The 12,335-nt window shown below is 45.8% G+C and carries 10 protein-coding genes; 3 read left to right on the top strand and 7 right to left on the bottom strand.

The window, feature by feature from the left end; translation table 11 throughout:
• Positions 1-10 precede the first annotated feature (10 nt).
• The 3 genes from K401_RS0109300 to K401_RS0109290 are packed head-to-tail and all read right to left on the bottom strand — an operon-like array spanning position 11 to position 3,073.
• The gene (locus tag K401_RS0109300; RefSeq protein ID WP_024292693.1) at positions 11-1,312 is read right to left on the bottom strand and encodes a hypothetical protein; all 1,302 of its coding nucleotides are present in this window, start codon (positions 1,310-1,312) and stop codon (positions 11-13) included.
• Positions 1,313-1,344: 32 nt separating this feature from the next.
• On the bottom strand, positions 1,345-2,040 hold the full coding sequence (locus K401_RS0109295; RefSeq protein ID WP_024292692.1) for a hypothetical protein: 696 nt from the start codon (positions 2,038-2,040) through the stop codon (positions 1,345-1,347).
• 46 nt (positions 2,041-2,086) lie between these two features.
• On the bottom strand, positions 2,087-3,073 hold the full coding sequence (locus K401_RS0109290; RefSeq protein ID WP_024292691.1) for a winged helix-turn-helix transcriptional regulator: 987 nt from the start codon (positions 3,071-3,073) through the stop codon (positions 2,087-2,089).
• Positions 3,074-3,434: 361 nt separating this feature from the next.
• Here K401_RS0109290 and K401_RS0109280 point away from each other — a divergent pair, with 361 nt between their 5' ends.
• Complete coding sequence (locus K401_RS0109280) at positions 3,435-5,258, top strand: methyl-accepting chemotaxis protein (protein WP_024292690.1); 1,824 nt, start codon at positions 3,435-3,437, stop codon at positions 5,256-5,258.
• Positions 5,259-5,361: 103 nt separating this feature from the next.
• On the opposite strand, the gene K401_RS0109275 is transcribed toward K401_RS0109280, so the two are convergent.
• The 4 genes from K401_RS0109275 to K401_RS0109260 all read right to left on the bottom strand — a co-directional run bounded on the left by K401_RS0109275 (position 5,362) and on the right by K401_RS0109260 (position 8,954).
• Positions 5,362-6,180, bottom strand: coding sequence for an alpha/beta fold hydrolase (locus tag K401_RS0109275; protein ID WP_024292689.1), 819 nt, complete (start codon positions 6,178-6,180; stop codon positions 5,362-5,364).
• Between the two features lie 153 nt (positions 6,181-6,333).
• Positions 6,334-7,059 carry a hypothetical protein gene (locus tag K401_RS0109270; protein ID WP_024292688.1) on the bottom strand — a complete coding sequence of 242 codons (726 nt, stop codon included), beginning with the start codon at positions 7,057-7,059 and terminating at the stop codon, positions 6,334-6,336.
• On the bottom strand, positions 7,043-8,446 hold the full coding sequence (locus K401_RS0109265) for an AAA family ATPase (protein ID WP_024292687.1): 1,404 nt from the start codon (positions 8,444-8,446) through the stop codon (positions 7,043-7,045). The genes K401_RS0109270 and K401_RS0109265 overlap by 17 nt, the downstream gene beginning before the upstream one ends.
• 133 nt (positions 8,447-8,579) lie before the next feature.
• Positions 8,580-8,954 (bottom strand): NusG domain II-containing protein, encoded by a 375-nt coding sequence (locus K401_RS0109260; RefSeq protein WP_330363143.1) that lies wholly within the window; start codon positions 8,952-8,954, stop codon positions 8,580-8,582.
• Positions 8,955-9,307: 353 nt separating this feature from the next.
• Here K401_RS0109260 and K401_RS0109250 point away from each other — a divergent pair, with 353 nt between their 5' ends.
• Positions 9,308-11,326: an NAD(P)/FAD-dependent oxidoreductase gene (locus K401_RS0109250; RefSeq protein WP_024292685.1), complete on the top strand. Its 2,019-nt coding sequence runs from the start codon at positions 9,308-9,310 to the stop codon at positions 11,324-11,326.
• On the top strand, positions 11,319-12,305 hold the full coding sequence (locus tag K401_RS0109245) for a polyprenyl synthetase family protein (RefSeq protein WP_024292684.1): 987 nt from the start codon (positions 11,319-11,321) through the stop codon (positions 12,303-12,305). Before K401_RS0109250 ends, K401_RS0109245 begins: the two co-directional genes overlap by 8 nt.
• Positions 12,306-12,335 lie beyond the last annotated feature (30 nt).

Below are 12,335 nucleotides of genomic sequence, written 5' to 3'. Positions count from 1 at the left end.
GTCTGAATGCTTAGAAGTATATAAATGCTGAAATAATAACGCCCATCACCGAAACTGTCCAAAGGTATGGAAGCAGCTTTTTTGTTATGGTGTTCACATCCACCTCGGCGAAATTTGCGGTCCAGACGTTCTGGGTATTGGTAGGATCTCCGCAGCCCTGTATTCTTTCCGCTGACAGAAACGCGCCCATGACTGCCTGGGGATTTAATGTTCCAAGGCCAATGACTAAGGCAGCAATTCCAGAACCAAGTCCGAATAAGTTCATGGGACCTCTGTATAAAGATAAGGGAGCCAGGATGCTGAAAAAGATGATGTATCCGACTTTCGATGAAGGAACTACCGCAATCAGAAACGGATTCAGCACTTCTTTTACCATGGCATGGGTCACCGCAAGATATAAGATACCAATGCCGATCATTAAAATGATTGCAGGAGCTCCATCCGTGATCCCGTCATAGCAGGTTTTTACCAGAAGATTCATTGCCTTTGAAAAGCTCTTGGAGGTAAATACCAGGATCCATAATATACCGGCCAGAAAGGATGGAACTACAGGAACCTTAAAAAACGCCACCAGAACAATCGGTATAAGAGGGGTGATCATGGCAAGCCCTCCGGACATTCCTCTGAGCTGCTTGGTCTGTGCCTGATCGGAGACTGGTGCGGAAAAAGCAAACTTGACACCGTTTTTCTTAAATTCAACAAAGATCAGAACAATGGTGGCTGCCAGGGTAAGTACCAGCATATAGATCTCAAACCCTTTTATCTGGGCGATCTCCAGACCGAATATGCTGGAAAAGGAGGTCCAGTTGGCAATGTTAAAGCAGAGCCCTACGGCAAATGCCATCAAAAATATGCTTGCTGCGCTGACTGCCGGGACACCCACGGAAATCAGAATAGGCAGCACAATGGTTCCCACCATGATGACGGAGCCCAGACCGCTTAAAGTTGTAAACAAAAGCGCTACCGCCGTTACCATGATCAGGGTTACAATCAGAGGTCTGTCGCCTCCCAGCTCCGCACTCTTTTTAATGATATTCTCAGTTACCCCTGTCTTGTTCATCAGCTGGCCCAGCCATGCGCCGAAAATAACGGCCATGATAGCTGATCCCATTCGAACCGTACCGGCCTCCAAAACAGTGGAAAGCCAGCCGATCTGAGCCCCTTCCCCATTCACACCCACGGCAGGAACTCCTGCGATCACGCAAATGACAACAGCCAAAAGCGGCAGAGCCAGCAGGGTGGGCAATTTCTTTGCCATCATGAATGCTGCAATAATAAGAAAAGCAATGATGATTAATGTTCCCTGTAACATATGTTTTTCCTCCATATTCCCCAAAATAATATTTATAATTTATCGACTGCATTTTTAAATTGTATTGTTGCAGCTTTTACCTGATCCGCTGTGGGATCTTTTCCCATAACTATTGCTCCGATCATGACGGCTTTGCAGCCGGCTTCATAAAGATGTCTGACTTCCTCAGGACGGATTTTTTTCTGGGTGGGAATCAGCGTTGGCTTCCCTGCCTTGGCAGATATATCCGTATAACGGAGAATATCACCGTAATTTAACGGAGTTCCGTAAAGCTCCCCCGGCTGGATGCTGCATTCCAGTATATCAATGCCGGATAAACGCACCCCATCCAGCGTATTTTGATTATAAGTGCAGTCAATCGCAGCCATTTTGGTCAGTACCTTGCTTTCCATCATATAACACGGCAGATGGTGTATGTAAGAAGAAAAGAAACAAAGCCCCATTTCTTCCGCTTCCAGCCTTTCCTCATTGGTAATAAATGCTTCTTCCCCTCCCGGAACCAGCCCTACAGGCACCTCCCCGCAGAGTTCTATTAAATCTTTTAAAAACCGGCGGTTTTCTTCATATGTCCCGAAAGTATGACCGCTGGCCCGGTGCCATACATTTGCATGAACCTTGATTGCCTGCGCTCCTCCTTCCAGCGCAGCTCTGGCCAGCTCCAGATTATTTTCCGGAAGGCTTACAACCAGAGTGAATTTGTTTTCATTTACCATTGACTTAAAATCCATTGACTTCTCCTTTCCAGGTCGCAGCTGACGGTTGGCCGTCCGGCAGCTACATTTCATAAATCACTTTTTTCAGCACTCGCTTGCCTAAATCTGTTTCCATATGGTTAATCACGGGCTTTATTGCCCTGACTTCAACAGCGTGTTTTAATAAACGTTTTTTCTTCAGCTGACCGCTTACGCGCTTTGCAAGGTCATCTCCTTCTGTCAGCCTGCCTGATAAGTATACATTTTCAATAGGAAACAGCATGCAGATCATCTGCAGTATATTGACAATTCCTTCTGTCAGTCTGTCACCGGTTATTTTCTTATCTTCTGTTTCCACAAACGGAGTCATATCCGCCTTTTTTCCTGAAGTCATATCCAGAAGCGTCCCATTGGCAGTTATGGATACAAATACCTTTTTTCCGATTTCAATATGGGCGCTGTTGGCGCTCTCTTCTCTTTCCAGTATCTGCCGGAAGGAATAGACCTGGGAATATTCCTCTATAACAGGCACCTTAAACTGGGTCTTGACCGCTTCACAGAACGAAATGGTGTCAGAAGACAAGGATGTGGAATACATGACATTAAAATCACTGGGATTCATGTCTTCCTGAAAAAGCAGGCCGATTCCGGCCAGCTGGCCATTGCAGAGATTTCCCGCATCCTCCTTTAAATACTGAATGACTTTTTCCAGCAGCTCATTGCCCGTAATATAATAATCCGACAGAAGAACACTGTCGCTTTTTTCCAGGGAAAGATCCATAAAATGAAGCACAGCCCTTCTCCAACCGATTTCCAGAACAGCAATATACCCTTTGTTTTTATTAATTGACAGTTCCGTCCTCTTTCTGCCTCCCGTGGAAGCGGCAATACCGCTTTCTTCGATCCAGCCCTTTTCCATCAATTCTGAAGTCAGAGAGGATACCGTGCTGGGTGAAAGCCCTATGATCTCGGATAATTCAATGCGGGAAACTGATTCCTTTTCCAGTATCACGCTCATGATCAACCGCAGATTTTCCCTTTTCATGTCCTGTAAACCACTTTTTTTCATGTTAAGACAGCACCCTCCTTCTTTTTTCGGTCTCCGAAATAAGTATGTAATTTAAAAATATTCCATTTGCACGAAAATGTCAATCGATTATTTTTTTTCTCTGGTATTTTAGGCATAATGCATAGATTTTATTTTTTATTTTGTAAAAAACCTCCAAGTACTCAGCTGTTGTTTTCCCTCACTTTTCTGCCTAAAATCGATCTTCCGGGACAAAAAATATTCCAAATAGTCTGTATAGTTAAAAAAATAACCGAAAGATTCTTATTGATTTCCTAAAATTTTCCGATATATATGGTAGAATACAAAGCATTCTCCGGCCTGTATATTTCATAGGCTGAAAAATCGGGAAAGGAACGATAAAATGAAAAAACAGAATACAAATGCTGAGGATAGCCGCAGAGAAACAGGTTCTCTGATTAAAAACCTATCTATCAGCAAAAAGCTGATTTTAGGCTTCGGTGTCATGCTCCTGATCATTATAGCATCCACCGCTCTGTCTGCCTGGGACACGAAAAAGATCGGGTTTCAGGTTGAACGCTATTACCGCTACACCGTACCAAATACCAACAGCACATGGACCATGAGGTCCGGCCTTGCCTCAGCGCAAAAATATCTTTTGCAGGCGATTCTTGATGATGATGCACAGGCCGTACAGGACAACCTGACCAAGGCTCAGGAACAGGAAGACAGCGTTTCCGCCGCACTGGAGGCCTTTGCAGGCAACCAGTCATCCAACGCAAGGGATAACGACATTGCGCAGCTAAGAGATTTGTTATCAACGGCCAAGGCGGCAAGAGAAGAGATTTCAGGACTGGTTACCGCTTCTTCCAGCGGAAACGGCAGCAAAGCCTATGAATCCTATAAAATCACTTATTCAGCCGCAATTGATCAGGCCGGTGAGATCCTGACGAACTTTTCAAATATCCAGCTGCAGTTTGCCACCGCCCAAAAACAGGAAGCACAAAACTTCATGAAAACAGCCTGGTTCGCCCTTTCCTTATCCCTTTTAATCTCCCTGCTGTTTACTCTTTTCATTACAGTGATCCTCAGAAAATCCATTCTGGATCCTGTAAAGGAAATCGAGCTTGTTTACAGGGAAATGGCAAAAGGCAATTTACAGGCTCAGATTACATATGAAGGCCAGGATGAGCTTGGAAGCATGGCTGAAAATATCAGAAATACAAATGCAACCATCACCTCCTATATCAGGGACATTACGGAGAAGCTGAATCTTCTGTCACAGGGAGATATGCGTTTTTCCATGGACCTGGACTATGTAGGAGATTTTGAAGCAATTAAAAAAGCAATTTTAAAGACCGTTTCCTCTTTGAACCACACCCTCATCATGATTGATGTTGCCGCAGAGCAGGTTAATACAGGAACAGAACAGGTGTCCGCAGGAGCCCAGCAGCTGGCAGCCGGTTCCACAGAGCAGGCCGCTTCCGTAGAGGAACTGTCCTCCTCCATTGCCAGTATCACGGAACAGGCCGCGGAGAATTCAAAAAATGTTATAAAAGCCACCGAGTATGTAAAGCAGACAAGTGATAATGTGAAAAACGGCGGCACTCATATGAAGCAGCTCACAAAGGCAATGGACAACATCAGCGTCTTTTCCGATCAGATCACCAATATAACAAAGGTCATCGAGGACATTGCATTCCAGACCAACATCCTTTCCCTTAACGCCGCCATTGAGGCTGCCCGGGCTGGAACCGCAGGAAAAGGCTTTTCCGTGGTAGCTGACGAGGTCCGCAACCTTGCATCCAAATCCGCAGAGGCCGCCAAGCAGACGGCAGAGCTCATACAAAATTCCGTCCATGCTGTAGAGGAGGGCACTGAAATTACCCAAAAAACCGCACAGATCCTGGCGGATATTGACCGGACCACCGGTTCTATCAACGATATCGTCAATAAGATCAACGTATCAGCCTCTGAACAGGCTTCTTCCATTGAGCAGATCCGTATAGGGCTGGAGCAGGTATCCGCTGTCATACAGGCCAATGCAGCAACTGCAGAGGAAAACTCAGCCTCCAGCGAGGAAATGAGCGCCCAGGCCAATACCCTGCGGGAAGAAGTAGGCAAATTCCACCTGGAAACAGAACAAAAACAAGAAAAAGAAACCATACAAAATACCCCAAAGCACGAATTTGACACCGTGACAGATCCGGTCTATCAAAAGTATTAAGGAAAGCAAACGGTCAGGCAAATATATTGGTTATAAAATAATCAAGGGCAGCCGCAAAACAGATGATTATTATCTGTTTTGCGGCTGCCCTCATTTTCACGTTCTAACATCCGCCGCCGGCGAATTCAGCCAGAACCTTATTGAACTCATCCTTTTGGTCATAGAAAGCCCCATGGCCGCTGAATTCAAAGGGTACCAGCCTGGAATTTTTAATGTATTGATGCTGGATCTCACCCAATGAATAAGGCACTATCTGATCATGGATTCCGTGGATGATCAGGGTCGGAACACTGATCGCATCCAGATCCGAGAATAATACCTCCCGGAGCCAGGTATTTGCAACAGCCGCAGTTGCCCAGCCTGCCGCCTGTAAGCCTAATTGGAAGAACCATTGGGAAAAAGGCTCGGTAATATGCTGGAAAAAGAACATATTTCCAAAATCATTCAGCATGCTGGGACGGTCTGCGTAGGTACCGTCTATGATCTGAATCACTGCCTCCTTATCAAGCCCATAAGGAAAATCAGGGCGCTTAATAAGGCTTGGAGCTGCTGCCGCAAACAAGGCAAGCCTTGAGACTCCGTAACCCCTGTGCCTTGCCATGTACCGAACAGCGATCGCCCCTCCTGTGGAATGGCCTGCCAGGGTAATGTCCTTTAGATTCAGCACATCAATGACCGCTCTTACATCATCTGCCAGGCGGTCATAATCATACCCGCAAAATGGCTTATCGGAATTTCCAAATCCCCTTGTATCTATGCCGATGCAGCGAAAGCCCATCTTTGGAAGGACATCAAACTGATATTCAAAAAGCTTATGGCTTCCCGGCCATCCATGGAGAAATAAAATTGTTTTTTTGCAGTCCGGATTAAGATCTTCCACGTATATGTTCACATTCTTTTCAACGGTTATATAGTATCCCATGATCTCACTTCTGCACATTATGTTTAATCTATGCTATTCCCTCTAAAAAGCCATGGTTCCGTTTTTTTAAATTTTAGTTAAAAAATCATCCCCGGCCAGATGGCGGAAGAAAAATGAGCCGTTTCATAATAGGCATCGCTTTCTCAAAATCACTCATAATTTCCTCCTTTTATCTGCTGCATCTTCCTGTTCCTTTTCCTGAAAAAGAAGATGAAGGTTACAGTGCCTTTGTAAAGAATTCAGGCCCTGCATGATAAAATTCCATGTTTCATGAAAGTCCCCCGAAACTGCAAACCCGCCGTTTGAAAGAAATGCCTGAAACCCCTTCTGATCCGAACCATACCGGTCTGCAAAGGCATCTGCATAGCTTATCTTTTCATCATCAGTCAGATCCTCACTACTATTATGAAGCACATGCTCAAGATTCCGGGAAAAATAATAAATGGAATAGGGAATTCTGCCAACCGCATCAGCCGCGAAGAGACGGTGCAGCACCTGAGACTTTCTCTTATTCCGGTCAATGATCCGGTCAGGGTCCGGGGACTCGATCCTGTCATCAAAGTACTTAACAACTCCCGCCTTGCCGCCAAGGACCCGGTCCTCCGGAATAAAGGCTCCGTCAAGGTCCACAAGATGGATCACCTTCATAATGTCTCTTTTCTCAATTCCGTACCGCTTTCGTTCCACCTCAATATGTTCATAAACGGTTTTTAAGGCATTGGCTCCTGATACAGACCAGTTGCTTGTCATATCACCGTGAACCACATGAAAGCGGACATCTTCCCTTTGAAATATCTTTTTAAAAACCGGGCTGAGGGTCTCCTCGTCCGTGGGTCCTTCCACCACAAACAGGATCACCTTCCTAGTTTTGGCCCCCATCTCCCACCGCCTTTCCGGCGCGCCGGAACGCACGGCCAATTTCTACGCTGTCGGTTTCCTCATAAACAGTTTCCTTTTGACCGCCTAATATAATGCTCCGCAAATACATATCCCGCAAATTGTGATTGCTCTTGATATTCTGCAGACGGATATACCGGTTGGAAGGGTTTGTGGTGGAAAAGACAATGCTGTTTTTATTGAGCATTTCCAGTGCACGCAGATTATGAGATGTAAAAATCAGCTGTCCCTTTGCCCCTTTTTCAAAAACAGAAAGCAGTTCTCCTAACAGATACTCATATACGCCGGAATCCAATTCGTCAATAATTAAACACATGGAGGCATTATTATAAACGCACATGAGGGCATTTAAAACGGAAACGATCTTAATGATCCCCTCTGACTCATATTTTAAGGGAATTATGATGTCTCCCCGTTTTGAAATCAGTTCAACCTTATGGCCTGTCTCTCCCCATTCAAGAAGCTGCCGGCCAAGGTCGTAAATCCCGATGGAAAGGCCGGGGATTATGGTATCAAGGACCACATTCATCTCATGGATGATCTGCTGCGCCATTTGAAAGTGCTCCTTGCTGATTACTGACGGCTCATCAAGCCTTATGAGCAAGTCTCCCTTTGCGATCCTCTCCCCAAGGTCTAAGCGGAAGGCAAAGGGGATCATGAAATCCATGCTGATGGCTCCGGCATGGGCACTGGAAATCACAAACAGATTCATGCCTGCGTATTGATAAAGAGCTTCAATGATAAAAGCATAATCCTCAGACGCACCGTCTGCAGCGGATAAAAATACCGGCCTGCCTTCCGGACCGAAGATAAAGGAAACAAGGTCTTTCCGGGCAATTTTTTTTGCAACACTTAAGTTGACTTTATTTTCGTCATTTTCCCGCACTAAAGCTTCCAGACGGTATTTGGGCGTAAATATGATCCCATCCGAATGCAGATCATAATCGATCACGGTTTTTTTGCTCTCAAACCTCTCTCCGTTCCAGGCCGCCCCGGAGAGAATCTCGCGGATGATTTCAAACTCATTTTTTGAATTTCTCTTTAATTGGACGGAATACTCTGCCATGGCTTTTTTGCTGTCTGTCTGAATGACAAACTTAACCGTAATTGTGCAGGTCTCCTCTTCTTTGGAAATATAGTGGACCGTTTCCTTTGATAAGGGCAGCCCCGTCAGCAAAGCCTGGATAAACCCCATGGCCTCGATCACCGCTGTTTTTCCCGAACCATTCTGGCCGTAAATGCCCAGAATATCCGCTGTCTTTGAAAAAAAATCCTTATTTCCGGCAGACGGCATGACAATCCGTCCGTATTGGGTATTCTTAAATCCCTTTAATTCAATTTCACTTATGCGAACCGCAGCCTGAATCACTTTTTCATCAGCTCCTTTCCTGATCAAAGATTAACATGACCCATAAAAAATGTAAATATTTTCGAATAACGATACATTTTATTTCGATATGGGGTATTATGATCCATAAAAAGGCATAATATTCAAAGCATCTTTAATCTTCCCCCTCAATTGTCACCACCACCCGGTTGGGCAGGCAGACAATCAGTTCCCCGCTCTTGTGGATCTTTCCCGTTCGGACACACACCTTATCAGGGCAGGAAGCATCCGTAATGCTGGCGTAGCCGTCCTTGATGACAAGATGATCCGTACCTCCATATCCCTCAATGATCATATCCACGTCCTTATGAAGATCCAGGGTTTCCACAGTCTTGCCGTCTACGGTAACTACCACCTGCTCCGCCGGTTTTCTGTTTCCGGCATAAAATACTGCAGAAAGCAATCCCGCTATGACCAAAATAGCGGCAATAAGGATCAGCTCTCTTTTTTGTATGATTGTCAGTTTCTTTAAATGATTCAAATTCGTCACCTCATATTTCTCTTAAATGTCCTGAACTTTTATTATAGCATGTCCGTTCTGTTTATAAAATAAGAAAAGAGGAAATAGATATATCAGAGGTATATTTTTAACAAAGTTTACGAAGTAAGGGAAACGGCCGGAATGATCACAGAAAATCATGACAAAACCGCCTTATTCCGTCATTTTTAATGCTTAGAAAAAAAGATGGAACAGCAAAACGGTTACAGGAAAAGAACCCATCAGAAATTGATGTGGGAAAAATTATCGTTTTGTGATAAAATTCTGGTAAAAATAATGCTCATATGTTATAATAATGTCAAAGTGGCGTTTTGTGAGCCGCTATCACACAAGGAGGGGAAGACTTGAAGAAAATAGTAGTGCTGGGTGCCGGTTATGCCGGTATTTTAACTGCCAAAAAACTGGAAAAAAAGTTCCGCAAGATGAAAATGGACAATGAGGTAAGTATTTCCATCATTGACAGGCATCCATTCCATACCATGCTCACGGAGCTTCACGAGGTGGCCGCTGGAAGGGTGGAAGAAGACAGTATCCGCATCAGCTTGAAAAAAGTATTTGCAGGCAGGAATGTGGAGATCATCACAGACACCATCAGCCAGATTTCCGTTGAGGAGAAAAAACTGAAGGGAAGCCAGGGCGAATATGATTACGACTATCTGATCCTGGCCGCCGGCTCCAAACCCACCTTTTTCGGTGTGGAGGGCGCAGAGGAGTATTCTTATAAGCTTTGGTCCTATGAAGATGCTATGTTATTAAAAGAGCGGATCCAGCAGGTGTTCCGCAAAGCGGCCTGTGAGCCGGACGAGGCGGAAAAGCGCCGCCTTTTGACGTTCTACGTGGTAGGCGCCGGTTTTACCGGTGTGGAAATGGCTGGAGAACTGGCAGAATACGTGCCCTTCCTCTGTGAAGAGTATGAGATCGATCCGTCTCTTGTTTCCATGTTTGACGTGGATATTTTAAGCCGCACAGTGCCCATCCTTCCGGAGAAGCTGTCCGGCAAGGTAGAAAGACGCCTTGAGAAAATGGGCGTTAAGGTAATGATGGAAACCGGTGTGACCGCCATTGGCGAGGATTACATCGAGCTGAACCAGAACGGCAGGAAGAACCGTTATCCGGCAGGAACTGTAATCTGGACAGCAGGTATTGAAAGTGCGGACATCACCGGGGAAGCTGCAAAAATCCTGGAATCCGTGGGACGCGGAAGAATCCAGGTTGATTCTTACCTTCGGGCCAAGGATCATGAAGAGGTATATGTAGTCGGTGACAACATGATGTATGTGCCTCAGGGAGAGAATGAACCTGTTCCCCAGATGGTGGAAAACTGTGAGCAGAGCGCTCATACCGCCGCCCATAACCTGGTCTGCGCCTTGACTGGCACAGGAGCCATGGAGGAGTATAAACCATCCTTCCACGGCGTCATGGTCTCTGTAGGCGGCCGTTATGGAGTTGCACGGGTAGGACTTCCCAATCACATGTTTAACCTGTGTTCCTTCTTTGCCATGCTTTCCAAGCATTTTATCAATGTTGTTTACTTTATTCAGGTATTAGGCTGGAATAAGGTATGGAGTTATGTTTGCCACGAGTTCTTTACCATGAGAAACTGCAGAAGCTTCTTGGGAGGCCATTTCTCCAACAGAACCCCAAGCTTTTTGCTGGCGCCTCTGCGCGTATGGCTGGGAGCCGTATGGGTGTTTGAAGGCGCTATGAAGATTGTGGAAGGCTGGATGGGCCAGCCAATGCTGAGCGGATTCTTTGGAGGCGCCAATCAGTTCTTTAACAGCATCCTGGCTCCTTACGGAATCACGGGCATCGGAGGGGCAGCACCTTCGGCTGATGCAGTTTCCAGCGCAACTTCGGCTGCGGCTGACGCAGTAGCCAGTGCCACCGGAGCTGCGGCTGATGCAGTTTCCAGCGGTGTACCGGTTTTCTCCTATCATATATTGGGATTGATAGACGCTACCCTTGTCAGCTCCGTGGGCTTATCCCATGCCACTCTGTCTGATTATGCCTTTAAACTGGATTTTGCTCCCATGAACTGGTTTGTGAACAACGTGATCCTGCCTAACGGCGGACTGCAGCTGTTCATGCAGCGCGGTATCGTGATCGCGGAGATCCTGATCGGCCTTGCTTTGATGGGAGGTTTGTTCAACTTCCTTTCCTCTGCAGCCTCTCTGGTGCTTCAGTTCATGTTCGTCTGTACTACAGGCCTTTACTTAAATACGTTCTGGATGATTTTCGCCGGCATAGCAGTCTTAATCGGCGGCGGCAGAACCCTTGGCCTTGACTACTACGCAATGCCGTGGCTTAAGAAAAAATGGAGAAAACTTCCCTTTATAAGGAAGTGGTATTTATACAATGACTAATAGAGAATTGTTGGAGGATGCCGGCAAACTGCGGTATGAGTTTGAAGAAGCTTTTGAATTGATGGCATTAGCTGTGGAAAAGCATTTATCTTCAGCACCTCCTGTCATCAGGAATTATACGGCTCATCTGGCTAAATCCACCGGCAAATTCATCCGTGCTTACGGGCTGATGGCCTGCTCCATGGATGAGGAGGATAAAGTCCCGGCTGAAGCCGTCTCTCTGGCATCTGCGGTAGAACTGCTGCACCTGGCTACGTTAGTTCATGATGATGTGATTGATGACGCTGATACAAGGCGGGGAATCGAAACACTTCAAAAGAGATTTGGAAAAAAAGCGGCAGTCATCTGCGGAGACTATTTATTGTCTCTGGCCCTTAAGCTGGCGGCTTCCATCCCTGAGAGAAATGAATATAACGCTTTGGATATGCCCAATTACCTGTGCAGGATCTGCATGGGCGAGCTTCGTCAGGAAATTAACAATGGGAACCTGGATTTATCGGTTTACCGCTACTTAAGCATCATCAAAGGAAAGACAGCAGCACTTTTTGAAGCCTCCTTTCACGGAGGCGCCATGCTGTCCACAAAGGATGTGAGAAAGCTTCGCATGTACCGGAAGGCCGGGAACGATGTGGGCATGATCTTCCAGCTCATGGATGACTGCATTGATTATGAGATGGAGGAAACGGAAGCAAAGAAAAATGTCCGATCTGATTATGAAGAAGGAGTTGTCACCCTCCCTCTCATCCATGCCATGAAACAGGATGAAAACTTTTTAGGACAGGTGAAAAACGGTCTGGTCTCAGCCAAGGAACTTTATGATAAAGTTTTAGAAGCAGGCGGAACCGCTTATACAAAGACCGTAGCCGGCAGATACTATGCGAAAGCTTCAAACACCATCGGGAATCTGGAATTATCCGAGGCAAAAAAGGCCAGGATCATGACCGTGGTGGATAAATCTTATTATGGTATTAAAAAATAATACAATATAAAGCAACATAAGGAGGAGTAA

Origin of the sequence: Lacrimispora indolis DSM 755 (assembly GCF_000526995.1) — a bacterium.
Classification (GTDB): domain Bacteria; phylum Bacillota; class Clostridia; order Lachnospirales; family Lachnospiraceae; genus Lacrimispora; species Lacrimispora indolis.
This window is presented reverse-complemented; position numbering and strand designations above follow the sequence as displayed.